Source organism: Paraburkholderia sp. SSBN10T (genome assembly GCF_056619545.1).
Window position 1 is genome coordinate 200,887 of record NZ_JBWQQI010000001.1, and the last position, 21,501, is coordinate 222,387.

A 21,501-nucleotide genomic window follows, 5' to 3' on the forward strand; every position below is an offset into this window, starting at 1 on the left:
GCACTGTTAGAGTCAAGGGGCGCGTATGAAAATAGGTGAGCTGTCGCGGCGAAGTGGCGTCAGTGTTCGCATGTTGCGTTACTACGAGTCCGAGGGGCTGCTCGCACCGGCGCGAACCAGCGCCGGCTATCGCGACTACGACGCGGCGGCGCAAGAAACGCTCACGCGTATTCGCCTGCTGAGTTCGGCGGGACTGACGCTCGACACCATTCGCCAGGTGCTCCCATGTGTGCGCAGCGAGCAACCAACCTTCGAACCATGCGCCGAACTACGCGCAATCCTGCATCGCCAGGTCGAACTGATCGATACGCGCATGGACGTCCTTGGCCAGAGTCGTCAAATTCTGGCTGGCTTTCTAAAGGGTTTGTGACGATCAGGTTCGTGGTCGGTCGCACTGCGCGCCTTGTGCGGATTCGACATCGAAGGGCTAATGATCGACAATCAGAGACATGACTGGTGGTAACTTGAGCGGGTGGTAGAAATGGGAAATACGACGATAGACAGTGCGCTGTCCGATACGAAGCGTTGGTTGAAGGGGCTGGTTGAGGCAGGCGAGGCCGCGGTCGCCAATGCAGAAAGGTTCACGACGGATAGCGGTGCATCAAGCGAAATCGCGGAGCTTGTGACGTCGCAACGCGATCTGGTCCGCGGAGATGTTGTCAAATTTCGCGCGAAGCTGGCCGCACTCGATCCGGTTCGGCAGGTCGAGAAAAAGTTTGCCGTGACCTTCGATCGCCGCTATTGGAAGCCAGGCACCTTTGTGTATCCGATGCACGTGTTTCTCGATCCCGAGCACCGCTTTTCCGCACAACAGGTTCAACAGATTCAGGCGCTCAAGATCGGCGAGCAGATCGATCTCGCCGATGGCCGGGTGGTTCAGCGCCAGGCGTAACGTCAGCTATGGAACGCGGATCGGCAATGCCGAAGTGCCGTTTGAACATCGCGGCAAACGTGCTCCGGCTGGCATATCCGTGATCGAGCGCGATGTTGACGATCTTCTTGCCGTGCGTCAGTGGCCCCTGCGATGAATCCGCGTCACATAAAAAATGGGCGCCCGCTTTGGGCGCCCATCTCATGAACTCGTTCAGTGCTGCAGAAAGCCGCAATTACCCCGCGTGAGTTTGCGCGGCCTGATCGACGATTTGCTGCTGAACTTCTTTACGCAGCAACGGATTACCCGGACTCACCCGGGCCAATTCGACAATCAGTCTGCTACACAGCGTGCTGCGGCCGACCGACTGCGCGTTCACCCAGGCAGCATGCTCCTTGAGCGGCGTAAAGTCGGCGCGTAGTTGCTCGGCACGTTGCTTCCATTGTGCGCAATGCAGAATGGCCTCGTCGAGCTTCGTCTGCAACGCCTGGCGTTCCTGGGCGAATGCCTGCTCCACTTCAGCGATACGTTGTGCGGCTTCTTCCTGTGCCGCGTGGGCTGCGCTGGGATCGGCAACCGGCATATGGGCGGCTTGAGCGGCGATCGCCAACTCTGCTTCGAGTTCCTGCACGCGAGCCTCGGCTGCTGAAGCACGTGCCTCGACCAAAGCCAGTTGTTCGTTAGGCACGTTTGCGATCTCCGGCTCGGCGGCAAGCGGATCTTGCAGGTCGAAACCTGCAAAGTCTTCGGTGGATTCGACGGGAAGGTGCGGCTCGAACGCGGGCGCCTGCGCAGGTTCGTCGAACGACATGTCGGCATGCACGGATTCGGTCTCGCCGAACGCCAGGGCGTCAGGCGTGGAATCTTGTAGCGCGTGCTCCGACACGGAGTGTTCTGGCGCTGCATGCTCCAACACGGAATGTTCCGGCGCTGCATGCTCCGATACCGCGTGTTCTTGAGCCGCATGTTCCGGGTCCGCATGTTCCGGCAAAGCATGCTCTTGCATCTGGTTTTCCGGCGCCGCATGTTCCGACGCAGCATGCTCTTGCATCACGTCTTCCAGCGCCGCCTCTTCCGATACCGCGTGTTCGTGCAAAGCGTCGTTGTCGAGCGGTGCTTCGTGCAAGTGTTCCTGCGCGTGTTCCTCGACGAGCGGCGCCGGCTCGTCGAATGCTGACAGATGGCTTTCTGCTTCAGCCGGCGCATCACTGGCTGCTGCCGCGGAATTCTCAGCAATGGCAGGCACGGGATTCTCTTCAACCGCGGAGATCAAGCGCGTCGCGCCGGCCGGCGAGTGCTGGAACTCCGCCAGTTTGCGCTTGTACGCTTCCAGTTCGTGAAGCGTGCGCGTCAAATCGATATACAGCATGCCGGTTTCGCGCTCGGCCTGTTCGGTTCGCTCTCTGAGTGCGCGCATTTCCGCATCGACCTGTCCGCGCACTCCTTTTTGAGCGACGGCCCAGCAACGCTCGATGGCGTCGCGCATCACATCGCCGAAGTCCTCAGGTGTCGGCAGGGTCGCGAGTCCCGCATCCACGGGAGTCATTCTTTCGTCGCGCCATTGCTGGAGCGTTTCCGCAATTTCCGGCAAGGACTGGCCATATGCTTCCAGACAAACGGTGACAGGAGAGATTGCGCGACCCTCGTTCTTCAGACGGTTCGCGATCTCAAGGACGTCATCCCTTTTCATAAATACCCTTTGATAGGACACCGATACGGCTGGCCAACTGTTGCAATGGTCCTGAGCGCGCCGCCGCCGCCATCGTGCACGTGTTGAGCGAAATCGAAGCAGTTGCCAACAGAGCGTAGCCCGCCCACGTAAACGGTAAACGGCCTGTTGAGCCGATACTTTAGCGGATCGTTAAATCTTTCGACACTTCGATGTGGCATCGAAGCGCAGTAAAAAATAGTCACCGGATTGCCATATGGATGGGGTAGCTTACCGGCCGAAATTTTCTATTTGTAATGTCTGAGGAACGGGGCCGGTGGTTTGCTTACCTAAGCGACTTCCGACCCCAACTCCCGCACCCTTATTGCGCTTTAGCCGTCCTGCGCTACCCAGGCGCCGTGAAATCCCGCGGGAATCCGGCGGGGCAGGTGGACCGTTGCAAGCGGGTCGCCTTCGAGATTGCGCGCATCGAGGATGACCACATCGCTCGTATCGGTCGCCTGCCGGTAGACGCAGACGAGCAGCCAGCCATCGTCTTCAGTAGAAGCAGCAGGGCGGGCCACAAACACCGGTTCGCTGTTCTGATCGCCTTCGGGAACCGAATATTGCTGCACCGAGCCTTGCTCGAGGTCGTAGCGAACCACGCCGCGAATCTCGGTGTTGGCCGGCTGTTGCGCCGCGTAGAAAAAACGGTAATAACGACCCGTGCGGCTTTCATTAATCCGGGGCAGCTCGATGCCGGCATCATCCCTTTGCTGCTCGGTTACGGTTCCTCTATCGAGATGGATGACATAACGCCACAGCACGCCGAGCGGGTTGTCCTCGAAACCTGCCGCGTGGCCCGCGAGCCGGAAGAAGTGGGAATATCGCACCACGTCCAGCACGACAGTCGACTCGTCAGCATCGTAGGCATTCACCACGTGCTGGATAAAGCACGGCGCGATATCGAACCAGCGCAGGTTGTCACCATGACGGTCGATGACGCCGATGCGTGCCGCGCGCTCGTCATGCCAGCGCAATGGCATGCGAAAGCCGCGCGATAGCATCGAGAAATCGTAAGCAACGTTGAGATCCAGCAGGATGCTGCGGCTCGCGGTAATCGCCATGTCGTGCATCATCGACGCGGCTGCCAGTTCGATTTCGATGCTGGCGCTTTGCCTGCCTGTCGCGTCCGTCACCCCGTAGCGTAACCAGGGCTTTTTCCAATCGGCTCGAAAGGTCATGAGTTCGCCCGTCTAGGGATCGACTTTGGGATGCGCGGTCATGCCACCGGCCAGTCCCGGATGACGACGCGGCGCGCCGAGCGTTTCGAGTTCGGCGCTGATCGCGAGCGGAGGGCCGCCTTCAGCCAGCGCCAGTATTTCGCCGGCATGCTGGAGCACGTTGACGTTCGGATTCGTGTCGAGCAGAGACGGCGCAAGGCCGGGTTGGTGCACGCGCGCCCACCGTTGGGTGCGGGCCCAGCGGTTGCGATAGCGTGTGACATGCCCTTCTTTAAACGCGATGGCATGCAGCATCGCGTCTTCCGGCCACCAGTCCAGCACGTCGTTTCCCGCGAACAGGCCGCGCAGTGGATTAGGGCCATTGCGCAGCAGCACGCCGTTCAGCTCGCGAGGAATCGTTCCAGTCACGCGGAGATCGGCAAGGTCCGCTTCGTCCGCTACCGGCGCGATGGCGCCGGCGTTCAGGTTTAACGCAGCCACGATGGTTGTTTCTGAGTCAGGGTGGGGTGTAATTTATATCCGGGTAAAAATAAAGTCAATAATATCCGGGTATAAATAAGGCGCTAGCGGAAGAAGGGTGTAAGGCGAGGGTAAACACTCACAACATTGGATCGAGATGGAAAGCAGGCAGAAGGCGTCGGTTTTTTATACTCCACGGCAAGCACAGCACCAGAGTAAGAGCTTTGCATGGGATCAGAGTAAGCGCTAAAGCGCTAACTCTGATCGACAGCTAAAGCGCCAACTCTGGCCGACAGGAGACACCCACATATGCCACCCTTCGTCCGCATCATGGCGCTCGTCTCGAGCGCCTGTGCGATCCTCTTCTGGACGCCTCAAGCCGATGCCGGGACGCTGACGCTGATGACGGGTGGCGCGTCGAAGATCGTCTATCTGCCGGTCACGCTGGCGTCGCGTCTCGGCTACTTCCACGACGAAGGCCTCGATGTCGAGATCCTTTCCGAACCAGCCGGCGTCGATACCGCGACCGAGCTGATCGCCGGCGCCATCCAGGGCGCAGTGGGCTTCTACGACCATACGATCGATTTGCAGAGCCGCGGCCTGGAAGTCGAAGCGATCGTCGTACTGGGCCAGTCCGCAGGGCTCGCGGAACTCGCGTCGACCAGGGTTGCGCAGCCGATGCGGAGCATGGAGGACGCCCGCGGCCGAAAACTCGGCGTGACGGGGTTCGGCGCTTCGACCTATTTTCTGAGCCGCTATCTGGCGCAGCAGGCAGGCCTCGCTGCGAACGCGTATACGGTGGTGCCGCTCGGTCCGGACAACGGCTTCCTCGACGCGATGATGAAAGGCTCGATCGACGCAGGCATGGTCGAAGAGCCGACCGCATCGAAGCTGCTCGCCGCCGGTGCCGCCCGGGTGCTGGTGGACATGCGCAGTGTCGAGGGCACGCGTTCGGCGCTCGGCGGCCCGTATGCCAGCTCCTGTATTTATGCGCAGCGCAGATGGGTTGCGAGCCACCCGGACGAGACCCGGCACCTCGTGCGTGCCATGACACGTGCGCTTGCCTTCATCGCAACGCACAGCGCCAGCGAGATCATGGCTGTCTTGCCGAAGAACTTCGTCGAGCCGAACGAGCCGCTGTACCGCGAGGCGCTCGCGGCATCGATTCCCTCGTTCTCGCGCGACGGCAGGATGCCCGACGGCGCGCCGCAGACGGTGCTGTCCGTGCTCGCCGCAGTCGACCCGACGATCCTGCCGCGTCACGTCGACCTGGCGCGGACCTACACCAACCGCTTTGCCGACGAGGCGAATGCCATGCCGGCTCGCTGACGAGCGGCGCGGGCAAAGGGTCACGCACGAACATGCATCAAGAAAGGGGACAAGACCTATGAAGGCCATACGCATCGAACAGTACGGAGGACCGGAAGTACTGCAGCGAGTCGATCTCGACATCCCGGCGCCCGGTCCCGATGACGTGCTGATCCGGGTTGGCTACGCGGGCATCAACTTCATGGATGTGCATACGCGGCAAGGCAAGTACAAAAGCTCGCGCACCTATCCGGTCAGGTTGCCCTGCACGCTGGGGATGGAGGGCGCGGGCGAGGTGGTCGCGGCGGGCGCGAACGTGACTTCGTTCCGGCGCGGCGACCGGGTCGCGTGGTGCATCTCCTGGGGCGCCTATGCCGAATATGCCGTTGTGCCCGCGGCGCGCGTCGCGCACATTCCGGCGGCGATTCCGTTCGATCTCGCCGCAGCGGCGATCTTCCAGGGATCGACTGCACACTATCTGCTGGAGGATGTCGCGCAGTTGAGCGCCGGCAGCACCTGCCTCGTGCACGCTGCGTCGGGCGGCATCGGGCAGTTGCTCGTGCAGCTTGCGAAGCGGCGCGGCGTGACGGTCTACGCCACCACCAGCAGCGCAGCGAAGGCCGAGGTGGCGCGCCGCTACGGCGCCGATCACGTGATGCTGTATGACGAGGGTCGCTTTGCCGAGCAGGTGCGCGAGGCGACTCACGGACGCGGCGTCGACGTCGTGTTCGACGCCGTCGGCCGCGCGACCCTGCGAGACAGCTTCCGGGCCACCAGGACCCGGGGCCTCGTGGTGAACTACGGCTCGGTATCCGGCTCCCTGAACGACCTCGATCCAATCGAACTGGGTGAGGCCGGCTCGTTGTTTCTCACGCGCCCACGTCTTGCGGATCATCTTGCGGATGCCGCCACCGTGCAGCGCCGTGCCGACGAGATTTTCGCGGCATTGCAGGACGGTACGCTGCAGATCGAAATCAGCGGCCGCTATACGCTCGACAACGTCGAAGCCGCGCATGAAGCGCTGGAGTCGCGTCGTCAACTGGGCAAGTCCGTGATGACGATCGGCTGATCCGTCACGTTTTCACCTGTAACGAAGCCTTGTCCGGTGGCCTCGAGAGCCACCGGGGACGGGTTCGTCCCTCACCATTGAGGTCACTATGTCATCCTTATCTTCGTCGAGCCAACCGGCGGCTGCGGCCGCACCGGACGTCTCAAGAGAATCGCGCCTGCGCTCGGTGTTTCGCGTCACGAGCGGCAACTTTCTCGAGATGTACGATTTCACCGTGTACGGCTATTACGCGGCTGCAATTGCGGCCACGTTCTTTCCGACCGGCAACGAATTTGCCTCGCTGATGCTGGCGTTGTCGGTATTCGGCGCCGGCTTCCTGATGCGTCCGATCGGCGCGCTCGTACTGGGCGCATACATCGACCATCACGGCCGCCGCAAGGGCTTGATCCTGTCGCTGATGCTGATGGCGCTGGGCACCGCGTGCGTGGCGTTTGTGCCGGGCTATGCGCAGATCGGCCTCGTCGCACCCGCCATCGTCCTGTTTGGCCGCTTATTGCAGGGCTTTTCAGCCGGGGTCGAACTGGGTGGCGTGTCCGTGTATCTCTCGGAGATCGCGACCAAAGGCAACCGTGGCTTCTATTGCTCGTGGCAGTCGGCGAGCCAGCAGGTGGCCGTGGTGTTTGCGGCGTCGCTCGGCGTGCTGCTGAACCGCCTGATTCCCGCCTCCGAGATGAACGTCTGGGGCTGGCGCATCCCGTTTATCGTCGGCTGCCTGATCGTGCCGTTCCTGTTTTACGTGCGCCGCTCGCTGCAGGAGACCGAGGAGTTCGCGGCGCGCCGCCATCGTCCGGGCATGGGCGAGATCGCCCGCTCGATGGTGCAGCATGCGGGGCTCATCTTCGCCGGCATGGGGCTCGTCATCATGACGACGGCCTCGTTCTATCTGATTACGGCCTACACGCCGACCTTCGGTAAAGTCGTGCTGAAGCTGTCGTCGCTGGACTCGCTGCTGGTCACGGTGTGCGTCGGCGTTTCGAACTTTATCTGGCTGCCGATCGCAGGCGCCGTGTCCGACCGGATCGGCCGCCGTCCGGTGCTGCTGGCCTGCACCGTGCTCGCGATTCTCACCGCGTATCCGGCCATGCAATGGATGGTCGCGCAACCGTCGTTCGGCCGTCTGCTGCTGGTCGAACTGTGGCTGTCGCTGCTCTACGCGTGGTACAACGGCGCCATGATCGTCGCGCTGACCGAATTGATGCCGGCGCATGTGCGGACCACCGGGTTCTCGATGGCGTACAGTCTCGCTACGGTGATCGGCGGATTTACGCCGGCCATTTCGACCTGGCTGATTCATACTACGGGCGATAAGGCTTCGCCGGGCGCATGGATGTCGTTTGCCGCGCTGTGCGGAGTGACCGCAACCTTCGTCCTGTACCGTTCAACGCAGGCGCGGGAGCACTACAAGACGGCATGAACGCTTTGGGGATAGATGCGATGAGGCTACTGCTCGTCGAGGATAACGATCAACTGGCGCACTGGCTTGCGCGAATTCTGCAGGACGACGGCTTCACGCTCGATCGCGTGAGCGACGGCGAGGCTGCCGAAACCGCGTTGCGCGTCGTGCCGTACGACGTCGTGCTGCTCGATCTGAATCTGCCGCATCTATCCGGCAAAAGCGTCTTGCGGCGCATGCGCGAGCGCGGCGACGCGACACCGGTGCTGATCCTGACGGCGACCGGCGCGGTCGACGAAAAGGTGGTGTGTCTCGGCGCCGGCGCCGACGACTACATCGTCAAGCCCTTCGATGCGCGCGAACTGGTTGCGCGTGTGAAGGTGCTGGCGCGGCGGCAGTCGTCGTCGCGCTCGAACCGGCTCAAATGCGGCAATCTCACCTACGACATGGACCGCTGCCAGTTCGCGGTCGAAGGCGAGCCGCTGACCTTGACGCCGCGCGAGCACGCCGTGCTCGAGGCGCTGATCCTGCGCGCCAAGAAGACCGTGGCCAAGACCATGCTGGCGGATTCGCTCAGCAACGCGGACACGCTGACCAGCGAAGACGCCATCGAGATTTACGTGTCGCGGCTGCGCAAGAAGCTGGAAAAGAGCACCGCGACCATCATCACGCTGCGTGGCCTCGGCTATCTGCTGGAAGACGGCGCCGATGACGAATAGCCTGCGGCTGAGGCTGCTGCTGTGGATGCTGCTGCCGATGACGGTGTATGTCATCGCGGCGGGACTGATCGCCCGCGATAACGCGCAGCGTACGGCGAGCCTGCTGCAGGACGAAGCATTGCTGTCCTCGGCGCGCGTGATGGCGGGCGATATCCAATGGGAGAACGGCTACCTGCACGCGGAGATCTCGCCTAGCGCGATCGAAATTCTGAGTACGCCGGCCGGCGACGAGGTCTTTTTCAGCATTCGCGAAGTGGGCGGTGCGACGATCGCGGGCACCTCGGATTTCCCGCTGCGCGTGCCCGGCGAGGCGCCGCTCTGGTATGACGCAACCGTGAGTGGACATCCGATTCGCGCGGTGTCGCTGATCCGGCCCATGTACGACTCGGGCGTGACGCGGCGCATCGTGGTGTCGGTGGGACGGACGCTGATGCAGCGCGATGCGGCGGCCACCGCCCTATGGCGGCCGCAGATGCTGCATTTTGCGGGCATCGTGGCGATTGCCGTGGTGCTGGTCTGTGTCGGACTGACGTTCGAGCTGCGCCCCCTGATGCGGCTTGCGAAAGACATGCTGGTGCGCGTGCCGGATGTCTCGCTGCGGGTACGGGCCGATCCGTTGCGCAACGAATTGCGGCCGATCGTCAGCGCGTTCAACCAGTGCCTCGACATCATCGAGCGCAAGACCGCCATGCAGCGGCGCTTCATTGCGGATGCCGCACATCAACTGCGCACGCCGCTCACCTTGCTCGGCACGCAACTGCAATATGCGCGGCGCCAGGACGACCTCGCTCAACTGAAAGAGACGTTGCTGGCCATGCACCGCAGCAATCTTTCGCTGGTGGCGCTGACCAACCAGTTGTTGCTGCTCGCTCAAGCGGAAGCGGCGGATTATGCCGACTTTGAAGGTGCGCCCGTCGATCTGCGTGCGGTTGCCACCGGGACCATCGAACAGCTTGCGTTGCTCGCGCAGCGTCGCGGTGTCGAACTGTCGGTCCGACTCGATGAGCCTGCGCAGGTGATGGGCAATGAGCCGCTGCTGTCAGTGCTGCTGTTCAACCTGCTCGATAACGCGATTCGCTATACCCCGGCCGGCGGGCATGTCGCGCTCGAGATTCGTTCGACTGAAGAACGCGTGGCCCTGAGCATTACCGACGAGGGGCCGGGTATTGCTCCCGAGCTTCGCGACCGTGTGTTTGAGCCTTTCTTTCGCGTCTCCGGCGAGGAGGGCAGCGGGCTCGGGTTATCCATCGTCCGTGAAATCGCACGGGCGCATCTGGCGGAAGTGGCGTTGGACGATGGGCCTCGCGGCGTGGGGTTGAGCGCTTCGGTGGTGTTTCCGGGCGTTAAAGCATTCTCCCGAGCACGTTGATACGCGCGATCAACTGGTGTTTGACGACGGCAAGAACGTGCAGCACGATCAACCCCGCCAGCAGCGCGCAACTGGCGCGGTGCACGGCGAACATGTGGTCGGTGAGCGCGCCTTTGGCAAACGGCGTGTGAATCTCGATCAGGCCGAAGAACGAATAGCCGTTCGGGACCATCAGAAAGCCGCTCGCCAGCACGGTAAAGATCGTGAGGTAAATCAGGTTGTGGACGCCGGAGGCGAGCGAACGTTGCCAGCCGGAGGCAACCGGCAGTGCGCGTGGTTCGGCGCGGGCGAACTTCCAGCCTAGCCGCAGCGGAAAGAGCAGGATCAGCACGGTGGAGAGCGACATATTCAGTCGCGACAGGAAGTCGTGTACGACTCCGCCGGCGGTGTGCGCAAGTGCATAACCCACGACGCTCGCGTAGATGATGACGGTTGCGAACACCCAGTGTAAAAAGCGCGTGAGGCCGTCGTAGCGATCCGTTATGCGCGTGCCGTTCGACCTGGATGCGCCGCGCTCGCCAAGGCGATCGTGTTGTTCAACGGTGGAGCGGGGGTGGCCTGAATGGTTGCGGCTATGAGTTGCCGCTTGCGGCATCGGGTTCACAGACATCCTCGGGTCCAAAGTCGTTAAGCCGTTTCGAAACGGCAATGCGCTTTGCTCGGCGAGTACTCGGTGTGCCCGGCGCAGGCTCACGACTCTCCACGAAGCACGGCATCGTACCTATCGTGCATAGCTTCGTCAATAAAAATGCAAATGACAATCATGTGCATTTGCGTGAAGTCTTAATATGCTTTCAATCTGCTTTCGTGGAAGGGGTGGGGATTACCCAGGAATACGCTAACCCGCCTCCGGCGCTCCAGCTTCCCGATGATGGTCGGCGGCGAGAAACATATACATCGCAGGCACGACGAACAACGTAAAGAGGGTGCCGATCGACAGCCCCGTGAAGATCACGAGCCCCATCGCATTGCGGCCCGCCGCGCCCGCGCCCGTGGCGATCACGAGCGGCACGACGCCGAGCACCATCGCCGCCGTCGTCATCAGGATCGGGCGCAGCCGCACACCCGCCGCTTCTTCCAGCGCTTCGCGCTTCGATCGGCCGGCGTGTTGCAGTTCGTTGGCGAACTGGACGATCAGGATGCCGTGCTTGCTGACGAGACCCATCAGCGTGACGAGCCCGACTTGCGTGTAGATGTTCAGCGTCGTCAGGCCGATGTTGATGAAGATGAGCGCACCGAAGAGCGCCATCGGCACCGAAATCAGGATCACGATCGGGTCACGGAAACTTTCGAATTGGGCCGCGAGTGCGAGGAACACAATGATCGTGGCGAGCAGCAGCGTGATGACGAACCCACCGGACTCCTGAACGAACTGTCGCGATTGCCCCGAGTAGTCCGCCGAATACCCCGCCGGCGCGACCTGTGCGGTCGCCTTGCGCAGAAAGTCGAGCACCTCGCCTTGCGATACGCCAGGTACGATCACGCCGGAGATCGTCGCCGAGTTGAGCTGCTGGAAGTGGTTGATCGATTCCGGCACGACGTGTTGTTCGAGATGCGCAATCGTCGAAGCCGGAATCACACTGCCGTCCGGCGTGCGCAGGTAGTAATCGAGCACCTGCGAAGGATTCAGGCGGTCGGTCTGCAATACCTGCGGAATCACCTTGTACGAGCGCCCGGCGATCGAGAAGTAGTTGACATAGCCTCCGCCGAGCGCCGAACCGAGCGCTTGCCCGACGTCGCTCTGCGAAAGCCCGAGCGAGGCGACCTTGTCGCGGTCGACGACGAGCGTGGCTTCCGGCTTGTCGAGCTTGAGGTCGCTGTCGACGAAGAAAAACATGCCGCTCTCGCGGGCTTTTTGCAGGACTGCCTGCGATATTTCGTTGAGATTTTCGAACGGTTCGGTCGTGCTGATGACGAACTGCACAGGCAAACCCTGCGAGCCCGGCAGCGGTGGAAACTGAAACGCCGCGACGCGTGCACCGGCAATCTGATTCCACTTCTGCTGCAATTCCTGCTGCAAAGCGGTCGCGCCCTTGCTGCGCTGATCCCATGTCTTGAACAGCACGCCGCCGATCCCCTGGTTCAGGGTCGGCGCGCCGGTGAGCTGGAACATCTGCGCGTATTCAGGAAGCGCTTTGGAGATATCGAATACCTGGTCCGCATACATCTGCATCTGCTGGATGGTCGCGTTCGGCGGCCCCTGGATCTGCGACAGGACGATGCCCTGATCCTCCTGCGGCGCGAGCTCCGATTTCGACGTCATGAACAGGTAAACCGTGCCGCCGAGCAGCAACGCGCCCATCACGGTAAACACGGGCCAGGTGTCGAGCGTCGCGTGCAACAGGCGGCCGTAGCCACGATGGACGCGTTCGAACTGGCGGTCGACGAAGCGTGCGAAGCGCCCGGACTCCTGCTCCGCGCGAAAGAAGCGCGAGCACATCATCGGCGACAACGTCAGCGCGATCACACCGGACACCGTCACCGCGCCGGCCAGCGAGAAGGCGAACTCGGTGAAGAGGGCGCCGGTCAGGCCGCCCTGAAAGCCGATCGGCGCATACACGGCAATCAGCACGACGGTCATGGCGAGGATCGGCCCGCCGAGCTCGCGCGCGGCGATCAGCGCGGCATCGAATGGCGCCTTGCCTTCTTCCTTCATATGGCGATCGACGTTTTCGACGACGATGATCGCATCGTCCACCACGAGCCCGATCGCGAGCACGAGTGCGAGCAGTGTCAGCAGATTGATCGAATAGCCGAGCACCTGCATCACGAAGAACGTGCCGATGAGCGACAACGGCATCGCGATCAGCGGCACGATGACCGCGCGAAAGCTGCCGAGGAACAGGAAAATCACCGCGGTGACGATCAGCAGCGCCTCGACCAGCGTCTTGATGACTTCGGTGATTGCCGTGTTGACGAAGTCGGTCGCGTCATAAACGATCTCTCCCGTCATGCCGATCGGGAACTGCGCCTGCAACCCCGGAAAAACGGCCCTCACGCGCTTGGCCACGTCGAGGATATTGGCGTCCGGCGCGACCTTGATGCCGATGAACACCGACCGCTTGCCGCTGAACGCCACGTTGAAGTCGTAGCTGTCGGCGCCGAGTACGACGTTCGCGACATCTTCGAGCCGCACGATCGCGCCGTCCTTCTGTTTGATGACGAGTTGCTTGAAGTCGTCTACCGTATGCAGGTCCGTGCCCGCGTTCAGGTCGACGCTGACCATCTGCCCCTTGGTCGTGCCGAGCGTCGCAAGGTAGTTGTTGTTGCCGAGCGCCGTGAACACGTCGGTCGCCGTCACGCCGTGCGCGGCGAGCCGCGCCGCATCGAGCCAAGCGCGCAACGCGAACTGCCGGCCGCCTAGGATTTCGGCCGTCTGCACACCTTCGATCGAATCGAGCTTGGGCTTGATGACGCGCAGCAGGTAGTCCGTGACGTTGTTGCTCGGCAGCACATCGCTGTAAAAACCCATATACATCGCATCGGTGGTCTGCCCGGTCTCGACCGTCAGCACCGGCTGCTGCGCCTGCGGCGGCAACTGGTTGCGCACCGAGCCGATCTGCGTGTTGATCTCGGTCAGCGCGCGGTTCGCGTCATAGTTCAGGCGCAGCGTCGCGGTAATGGTCGACACGCCGGTGCTGCTCGTCGAGGACAGGTAGTCGATGCCTTGCGCCTGGGCGATCGCCGCTTCGAGCGGCTGCGTGATGAAGCCGGCGATGGTGTCGGCGTTCGCACCATAGTAAGCCGTGCTGATGGTCACGACGGCGTTTTCGGTCTGCGGATACTGGCTGACTTTCAGGGTGGCCAGCGCGCGCAGTCCGAGCACGAAGATCAGCAGGCTGACGACCGATGCAAGGACGGGCCGCCGGATAAAGAGATCGGTGAAGGTCATCGCGAGGTCTCTCTATTGTTCCTGAGGCGCCGGGTTGGGGTTGTCCGCCGGCTGCACGCTGTTGTCGATGACGAGCGGCGTGCCGTTCTTGAGCTTGAGCTGCCCGCTTGTCACGACCTGCGTGCCGGCGTCGACACCTTTGAGGATCGCAACCTGATCGCCGCGGGTCGGGCCCGGCGTGACGAACACCTGCTGCGCGACCGGCAGCGTCTTGCCCTGCGCGTTGGGTTGTTTGCCTGGCTTGACGACGAACACGGTCGCGCCGTAGGGGTTGTAGGTGATGGCCGTTTGCGGCAGCGTCAGGTAACGCTGTTCGGTGCCGGCGTCGACCTTCACGTTCGCGTACATGCCCGGCAGCAGCTTGCGCTCGCGATTGTCCACGGTGGCTTCGATCTGCACGTTGCGCGTGGCGCTGTCGACTCTTGGGCTGATCGACTGGACCTTGCCCACGAACGTTTGCCCGCTGTACGCATTGGTGTCCACCACGATGCTCTGGCCGATCGCGAGCTGGCCGAGCTGCTGCTGCGGCAGGGAGAAATCGGCGTAGATCGGATCGATCGCTTGCAGCGTGACGATCGCATCGCCCGGATTGATGTACTGTCCCGGATTGACCGTGGTGATGCCGAGCCGTCCCGTAAACGGCGCGCGGATGGTTTTCTTTTCGACGAGCGCGGCCTGTTGCGCGACTTGCGCCTTCTTGCCCTTCAGGTCTGCGGCGTCCGCGTCGAGTTGCGCCTTGGCGATCGCCTTGATGTCGTACTGCGCCTTGTCGCGCTGATAGACGGTTTGCGCGAGTTCTGCTGCCGCCTGTAGCGACTGGAGCAGTGCCACGTCGCTGTCGGCATTGAGCCTGACAAGAACCTGCCCGGCTTTCGCTTCCTGTCCGGAGCTGAACGCCACCTCGCGCACGAGACCCGCGACTTCCGTGGTGACATCGACGCCGCGCACGGCGCGCAGGCTGCCGACTGCCGCAAGCTGCGGTTGCCACGATTGATAGTTGGCGACTGCCGCCGAGACGGTGGCAGGTGGCTCCGAGTTGCCCGCCATGAACTTGGCGAACATATGCGCGCGGAACAGGTTGAAGCCGACAAGTGCGGCCAGCAGCAGGCCGACACAGATCAGCATGATCACCATCCGCTTTGTCATTGGTTTTCTTTCGCTCATCGTGATGTCCTTGCACGGCATTGGGTGAAGCGCCGGACGTTGCATTGCTTCGTTTCTGACTGCGCGTGTTGCAAAGAGCGGTGCAGCGAGTGTCCTGCTGGGCCAGGTCAATGTGCCGTTGCGGCGGCGTCCGGCACAGCGGCGTTCCACCAGCCGCCGCCGAGCGACTGGAACAGGGCCGCGGTGTCGGCGTAGCGCGATGCCTGTGCCTGTGCGAGGCTTACCACCGTTTGCTGGTACTGGCGTTGGGCATCGAGAAGCGACAGGTAGCTCACTCCGCCGACGCGATATTGCCCGCGCGTCAGCTCCAGCGAGTCGCTTGCGGCGCGCCAGGCATCCGTCTGCGCTTTGAGGCCGGTCGCGTCGTGATCGAGCGCGCGCAGCGAGTCCGCGACGTTCTGGAACGCCAGCAGCACCGTTTCACGATATTGCGCGCCGGCCTGTTCGTACGCCGCCTCGGCGGCGCGCTTCTGCGCAGTGAGTTGTCCGCCGTGGAAGACCGGCTGCAGCAGGCCGGCGCCGAGGCTCCATATCGTGCTGCCGGCCTTGAAGACCTGTGCCGGCGTCAGCGCCTCGGCGCCGTAGCTGGCGGACAGCGTGATCTGCGGATACAGGGCTGCGGTCGCCACGCCGATTTGCGCGCTGGCCTGATGCAGCACCGCGTCGGCGGCGAGGATGTCGGGCCGCTGCCGCACCAGTGCCGACGGGAGACTCACGGGCAGCGCCTCGGGCAACGAAAACATCTCGAGCCTGAATTCGGGCAACGCGGAGTCGCTGGGCAGTTTGCCGGCCAGCACGGCGAGCTGGTGACGCACCTGGTCGAGCTGTTGTTGCAGTGGCGGCAACGTTGCACGGGTCTGCGCCAACAGGGTCTGTTGCGCGAGCACCGCGGTCCGGCCCACGCCTCCCAGATCGAACTGTTTGGCGAGCAGGCCCAGTTGCTCGTCTTCTTCTGCGGCGATCCGTTCGGTTGCCTCGATCTGTGCGCGCAGCGAGGCTTCCTTGACGGCCGCGGTCACAATGTTGGCCGACATCGCGAGATAGGCGGCCTGCAACTGGAAGCGCTGATAATCGACTTGCGCGTGCAATGCTTCGAGTTCGCGCCGCGTGCCGCCGAACACGTCGAGTTTGTACGACACGTTCACCGATGCGTTGTAGAGATTGAACTCATCGACGACGCCGGGCTGGCCGAACGCGATGCCGTTCAGTTTTTCGCGCGTGGCGCCAAGTTGCGCATCGACGCTGGGCAGAAGGGTGCCGCCGGCTTGTGCCGAGAAGTTTTCGCGCGCCTGCCGCAACGCGGCTTGCGCCGCGGTGATGTTCGGACTGCCGGCAAGCGCCTCGCGGATCAGCGTATCGAGCGGCTCGCAATGAAAGAGCGCCCACCATGCAGCGGGAATATCCTGTCCCGGTACAAAGCGCTGCGGTACGCCGGCGCTTCCCGGAGACGAGGCGGTCTGCTCGGGCAGCGGCGAGGGAGTGTAGGTATCGGCGGCTGGCGCAGGGGGAGTGCGGTAGTCGGGACCGACCATGCAGCCGGCGACAGCGACGCAGCTACAAAGCGCGACGCACAGCCGCCGCCGGGCAATAGGCTGGTTCAAGTCGAGCATCGATCCACCTTATGTCTCCTGCGTTTAGCCTGAGCGAGGGGAACGGACGGGCGTATTCAGGTCACCCGAACTTTCGATGTTTCTGTTCCTGACGTTGGAATTTACCATGCGCAACGCTATCTACGGATAGCCTCGCATGGTCGATTGCTGCGGTGGTGCGCGCGATCACGTAGCCAGTGCGCTCGACGAGCGTTCAGGCGGGCGCCTACGTCATCAGGGATTTCCCTAAGGTATGCGAATCGGCGATACCGCAAAGGCAACCGAGGTCGATCGCTCGCTCAAATCGGCTCGAGACGCGCCGGCAAAGGAGCGCTGGTTCGCCGCCGGGCGCGCATCAGGTTCCCGGTTACTGAAGTTTGTCAGATGGACGCGTGTGACTATACTTCAATCGTCTGACGAGATTGGGCTCGTTGCGGGGAGAACCTGGCATGCGTTTTCAATCAAAACTTCACCACGGACAAGCCTGGTCGCGGTCCTGGCCACACGCCGGGCCTCACATGGAACCGCACTGGCTCCCCAAGGGTGTGAGACCTCACAGACACACTGCGACCACGCCTGCCAGGGCGGGATCGTTGCTGTGGAACCGCCAGAGCGCCGGCGTGCCGGCCACGAAGTCGCAGACGCTGAACGCGGCGGCCCTCAGGACGAGCGGCCTGGAAGAGGCCGCGGAGGAAAGAATCAAGGCGCTTGCCGAAGCCAACCTCATCGTCCGGAACAGTCCGGTCATCCCGTACCGTCTGCGTGGCGAGCCTTCGTTTCCGCTCATCTACATATCGCATGACATCACCCGGTTCGGCCACGACCGCGCAGCCTTGCTCGCCTCGCCAGCCTGGGCCAACGAGCTTGTCGACCCGGAGGACCAGGCCAAGGTCGATGCGGCACTCGCGCGAGTGCTGGAAAAGGATGCCGGAGGCGTCTCAATCGAGTTCCGCTTGCGCACTGCCGACGGCGCTTGCCGTTGCGTCGAGAATCGCTACATCCCGGTCCGCGACAAGGATGGACGGCTAATCGAAGTTGAAGGAATCATCGTCGACATTACCGAGCGCAAGGCAGCGGAGGAAAAGATCGCGCAGCTCGCCGACGTCGATGCGCTTACGGGTTTGGCGACTCGCGCCGGCTTCCTCGCGCAGGTGCGCCAGGCGTTCGCCGCGGCCCGACATGGCGCCATGCCGTTTGCGATTCTCCTCGTCGATCTCGACCGCTTCAAGCTGATCAACGAGAGACTGGGTGACCCGATCGGCGACCTGTTGCTTCGGGAAGTGTCGGCGCGTCTCAGGAACTGCATTCACGAATGCGGGCCGGGTGCCCGCTCGGTTGCCAGGTTAGGCGGTAACACGTTTGCCGTGCTGCAGGGCGAGCTGGCCGAGCCGGCGGACGCCGGGGCACTGGCTGCGCAGCTCCAAACGGCGCTGGCGGCTCCCTATCTGCTCAATGGCCACGATGTGCGTATCTCCGTGAGCCTTGGCATCCGCGCGTACGTAGAGAGCGACAGTGGCGCGGACGACATGCTGACGCAGGCCGAGTTGGCGCTCTACCGTGCGAAGCGTGAGGGCGGCAACCGCTATCGCTTTCATTCTGACGAACTCGACCAGCAGGTGCTCGAACGTGTCGCACTCGCAGACGATCTGAGCGGCGCGCTTGAGCGCGGCGAGGTGGAGCTCCAGTACCAGCCCGAGGTCGAGTTATCTTCGGGAAACATTCTCGGGATGGAAGGCCTGGTTCGCTGGCATCATCCGGCGCGAGGTCTCATTGCTCCCGGTGTGTTTATCCCGATCGCCGAGAGGGACGGCACCATGGCGGCGCTTGGGCACTGGGTGCTGGACGAGGCGTGCCGGCAAATGAGAGCCTGGCGCGACGAGGGGGTGGCCCCGCTGATGATCGCGATCAATCTGTCTCTGTTCGAACTCAGGAGCGCTCAAGCGTTTGTGCGCGATGTCGCCGAAACCGCCGCGAAGTGGCATCTCGCCCCCTCCGCTCTGGAATTCGACGTGACTGAGGCGACGCTGGCCAGGTTGTCGTGGGCACGCAGCGACATACTCCCGCAGCTACACGCGCTCGGCGCGAAGATCGCCATTGACGATTTCGGTAGCGAGTTCGCCTCGTTCGAGTACGTCAAGGCTTATCGCGTGAACCATCTGAAGATCGCGCAATCCCTCATCCACCGCTCTACCAGCGACCCCGCGAGTGCAGCGACGATCCGCGCCATCGTCAGCTTTGCGCACAGTATCGGGATCGGGGTCATTGCCCAAGGCGTGGAGACCGAGCAACAGCGGGCGCTACTGGCTGCAACGAACCGGGCGACGAGTGCGCAAGGTTTCCGTTTCAGCGAAGCGGTGGGGGCCGCTCGTGCCGGCGAGCTGCTGCGCCAGGGCAATATCGCGCCACGCGCGGGAGCCTGATCAGTCGACGCCGGACTCTTCCAACATCCGAACGGAATCGGCCCGGGCGTCTACGACGCCCATTCGCCGCGCGTGCCCAGCGCGGAGGTGGAAGCCGCCTTGAGCAACATGATCGCGGCGGCGCGTACCTTGCGGCAGAGGCTTGAGGTGGAGCGCAACCACACAGCCGCCGCCTGAACGTTTCGCGTAGCGCTTGATACCCCGTCCGTGAGTTATTCCAGACGGGGTTTTGGGCGTGCGTGGATTCAGAAGTAAAATGCGCGCGTACGACTCGTGGAAGCTGGTGTAAATCCAGCGCGGTCGCGCCACTGTGACCGGTTTCAGCACGGACCGGAAGTCAGACCTCGGCGTCGTATCCCTCCTTTCCGACTTTGGGGCGCGTAATCCCCAGGAGATATTCCCCAGTATGAAGTTGCGTCACTTGATCATGACATCTGCCCTGACCGTGTCGGGCTGGCAGATGGCGCATGCGGACGATTCGTCCTTACAACAACCGGACCAGGCATCGGCTGTCACCACTTTGCCGAATATCCTCGTCACCGGCGACACGCAGCACTTGCCGCAGTCGTTCGACCAGCGTTATGCCTCGACCCAGGTTCTGACCCGTGCGGATCTGGACCGTCTGTCGCCGGCCGACCCGAGCATCACGCAGGCCCTCGCGACGCTGCCCGGGGTCACGATTTCGCAAAACGGCGGCCCCGGTTCTTCCGCCTCCGTCAGCATCCGTGGTTCGTCGGCAAATCAGGTCGCGGTCTTTATCGACGGCATCCGGGTTGGTTCCGCAACCACGGGCGTAGCCGAATGGGCTGATCTTCCGACCTCCGCGTTCGATCGCGTCGAAGTGATTTCAGGCCCTGCGGCCGCGTCGTTCGGCGCCGATGCGGTGGGCGGCGTCGTGCAGCTCTTCACGAACCATGCCTCGAATCAGCCGAACCAGACTACGGTCTCCGTGGGCGGCGGCTCGAACAAGACCTTCGATACGCAAGTGCGCACCTCCGGCAGTATTCCTGCCACCGGTCCGCTTTCTGCATTGTCCGGCCTTACTTACTCAGTAGGCCTGCATGACTACAACACGGCGGGGATCGATGCGACCCGGCCGAATGCCTACGGGCACGAAGACGGTCGGAATCCTTATCATGCGCAGGACGTGGATGCGCGGCTCGGTTATGCGCACGACAACTGGTCGATCTCCACCTTCATGCTGTATCACCGGTCCGATCTCTCTTACGACAACGCAGGCGGCAACGACCGGCAGCTCGATCATCAGTTGACGACGGGTCTGGCGTTCCATCTGGATATCACGCCGTTTACCCAGTTCGACCAGTCGGTCGGCTACGCGACGGATCGTCAGTTCGTCTACGCGAACAACCCCGCTATCCCGAGCGATGAGATCGACTCGACGCGCTTCAGCACATCGACCTCGCTGACTCATCAGGAAAAAGGCCTGACGCTCTTCGGTCTGCCGCTGTCCGGCGAGACCAAGCTCGCCTACGATTTCTCCCGCGAGCAAGCCTTCCTGCCGTTCGATATCCCCACCGGTGTGCCGACACGCAACGATTCGGCCGTTTCGCTGCATCAATCGGCTACGCTCGGTGATTTGACGGTGTTCCTGGCCGGCCGCCACGAGATTGTCCAGGGCCAGTCGGTCAATACCGGCAATCTCGCGCTCGCTTATGCGATTACCCCGGTCTATACGGCACGCCTCTCGTACGGCAATGCATTCCGTCTGCCGACGTTCGACGACCTGTATTACCCGGGGTATGCGAACCCGAACCTGCTGCCCGAGCGCAGCGATACGGTCGAAGCCGCACTGGATGCCGCTACGTCGTTCGGCACCTTCACGGCTGCTTTGTATGACACGCGCGTGCACGACCTCATCAACTACAACTCGGTCACTTTCCTGCCCGTGAACATCGGCCGGGCGCACATCCAGGGTCTCGATCTCTCGTACAAGGGCACCCTCGGCCAATCCACGGCTGTCAGCGCGGCGCTCGGCATTCTCAATCCACAGGACGTCACCGACCAGAGCTGGCTCAATCGCCGCCCGCGTCAGACTGTCAGCCTCAGCGTCGACCACACGTGGGACGAGTTTCATCTGCATGCGCTGAGCACGGGCGTCTCGCTGCTTTACGGCGGATCGACCTACGACGACCAGGCCAATGCAATCTATCTGCCGTCGTACACGACGCTCGGCCTGCGTGCCGCGTACAAGGTCAATGCGCATCTCACCTTGTCGGCGAATCTGTCGAACCTGTTCGACCGTCAGTACGTGACGGCATACGGGTACAACACGTTGGGCCGCACGGCATTCGGCAAGCTGGCTTATACGTTCTAGGAGCAGGCCTCAGGCGAGGTT

At 62.6% G+C, this 21,501-nt stretch carries 14 protein-coding genes, 2 pseudogenes and 1 riboswitch; of the genes and pseudogenes, 10 read left to right on the forward strand and 6 right to left on the reverse strand.

Annotated features, from left to right (window positions below):
- The first annotated feature begins 25 nt into the window (after positions 1-25).
- Both AC1ECK_RS00945 and AC1ECK_RS00950 read left to right on the forward strand, forming a co-directional pair.
- Positions 26-370 carry a MerR family transcriptional regulator gene (locus tag AC1ECK_RS00945; protein ID WP_480314984.1) on the forward strand — a complete coding sequence of 115 codons (345 nt, stop codon included), beginning with the start codon at positions 26-28 and terminating at the stop codon, positions 368-370.
- Positions 371-481: 111 nt separating this feature from the next.
- A complete protein-coding gene (locus AC1ECK_RS00950) occupies positions 482-892 on the forward strand; it encodes a hypothetical protein (protein WP_480314986.1) in 411 nt (136 codons plus the stop codon).
- A gap of 214 nt (positions 893-1,106) precedes the next feature.
- On the opposite strand, the gene AC1ECK_RS00955 is transcribed toward AC1ECK_RS00950, so the two are convergent.
- Positions 1,107-2,561 carry a DNA-binding protein gene (locus tag AC1ECK_RS00955; RefSeq protein WP_480314988.1) on the reverse strand — a complete coding sequence of 485 codons (1,455 nt, stop codon included), beginning with the start codon at positions 2,559-2,561 and terminating at the stop codon, positions 1,107-1,109.
- A 350-nt stretch (positions 2,562-2,911) separates the two neighbouring features.
- Positions 2,912-4,243 (reverse strand): annotated as a pseudogene (locus tag AC1ECK_RS00960) (carotenoid oxygenase family protein).
- Positions 4,244-4,531: 288 nt separating this feature from the next.
- Between AC1ECK_RS00960 and AC1ECK_RS00965 the strand changes: the two are divergent.
- The 5 genes from AC1ECK_RS00965 to AC1ECK_RS00985 all read left to right on the forward strand — a co-directional run bounded on the left by AC1ECK_RS00965 (position 4,532) and on the right by AC1ECK_RS00985 (position 10,080).
- On the forward strand, positions 4,532-5,551 hold the full coding sequence (locus AC1ECK_RS00965; protein WP_480314990.1) for an ABC transporter substrate-binding protein: 1,020 nt from the start codon (positions 4,532-4,534) through the stop codon (positions 5,549-5,551).
- 58 nt (positions 5,552-5,609) lie between these two features.
- Complete coding sequence (locus AC1ECK_RS00970; protein ID WP_480314992.1) at positions 5,610-6,599, forward strand: quinone oxidoreductase family protein; 990 nt, start codon at positions 5,610-5,612, stop codon at positions 6,597-6,599.
- An 88-nt stretch (positions 6,600-6,687) separates the two neighbouring features.
- The gene (gene tcuC, locus AC1ECK_RS00975) at positions 6,688-8,013 is read left to right on the forward strand and encodes a tricarballylate/proton symporter TcuC (protein WP_480314994.1); all 1,326 of its coding nucleotides are present in this window, start codon (positions 6,688-6,690) and stop codon (positions 8,011-8,013) included.
- A gap of 20 nt (positions 8,014-8,033) precedes the next feature.
- Positions 8,034-8,711, forward strand: coding sequence for a response regulator (locus AC1ECK_RS00980; protein WP_480314996.1), 678 nt, complete (start codon positions 8,034-8,036; stop codon positions 8,709-8,711).
- Positions 8,701-10,080 (forward strand): sensor histidine kinase, encoded by a 1,380-nt coding sequence (locus AC1ECK_RS00985; RefSeq protein ID WP_480314998.1) that lies wholly within the window; start codon positions 8,701-8,703, stop codon positions 10,078-10,080. Before AC1ECK_RS00980 ends, AC1ECK_RS00985 begins: the two co-directional genes overlap by 11 nt.
- Here the strand turns inward: AC1ECK_RS00985 and AC1ECK_RS00990 are convergent.
- From AC1ECK_RS00990 to AC1ECK_RS01005, 4 genes are all read right to left on the reverse strand, one after another.
- On the reverse strand, positions 10,055-10,690 hold the full coding sequence (locus AC1ECK_RS00990; protein ID WP_480315000.1) for a cytochrome b: 636 nt from the start codon (positions 10,688-10,690) through the stop codon (positions 10,055-10,057). The two genes, AC1ECK_RS00985 and AC1ECK_RS00990, sit on opposite strands and share 26 nt — an antisense overlap.
- Positions 10,691-10,918: 228 nt before the next feature.
- Positions 10,919-13,972 carry an efflux RND transporter permease subunit gene (locus AC1ECK_RS00995; protein ID WP_480315002.1) on the reverse strand — a complete coding sequence of 1,018 codons (3,054 nt, stop codon included), beginning with the start codon at positions 13,970-13,972 and terminating at the stop codon, positions 10,919-10,921.
- Between the two features lie 12 nt (positions 13,973-13,984).
- Entirely contained in the window at positions 13,985-15,136 is a 1,152-nt protein-coding gene (locus AC1ECK_RS01000; protein ID WP_480315004.1) for an efflux RND transporter periplasmic adaptor subunit, read from the reverse strand.
- 107 nt (positions 15,137-15,243) lie between these two features.
- On the reverse strand, positions 15,244-16,746 hold the full coding sequence (locus AC1ECK_RS01005) for an efflux transporter outer membrane subunit (protein WP_480315006.1): 1,503 nt from the start codon (positions 16,744-16,746) through the stop codon (positions 15,244-15,246).
- Positions 16,747-17,318: 572 nt separating this feature from the next.
- Between AC1ECK_RS01005 and AC1ECK_RS01010 the strand changes: the two genes are divergently transcribed.
- From AC1ECK_RS01010 to AC1ECK_RS01020, 3 genes and pseudogenes are all read left to right on the forward strand, one after another.
- Positions 17,319-19,145, forward strand: a complete 1,827-nt coding sequence (locus tag AC1ECK_RS01010) for a putative bifunctional diguanylate cyclase/phosphodiesterase (protein ID WP_480315008.1) — start codon at positions 17,319-17,321, stop codon at positions 19,143-19,145.
- Positions 19,146-19,178: 33 nt separating this feature from the next.
- Positions 19,179-19,322: pseudogene (locus AC1ECK_RS01015) on the forward strand (hypothetical protein); the annotation flags it as partial.
- 88 nt (positions 19,323-19,410) lie between these two features.
- Positions 19,411-19,500, forward strand: a riboswitch (adenosylcobalamin (AdoCbl) riboswitch).
- A 51-nt stretch (positions 19,501-19,551) separates the two neighbouring features.
- On the forward strand, positions 19,552-21,480 hold the full coding sequence (locus AC1ECK_RS01020; RefSeq protein ID WP_480315010.1) for a TonB-dependent receptor domain-containing protein: 1,929 nt from the start codon (positions 19,552-19,554) through the stop codon (positions 21,478-21,480).
- The last annotated feature ends 21 nt before the right edge of the window (positions 21,481-21,501 follow it).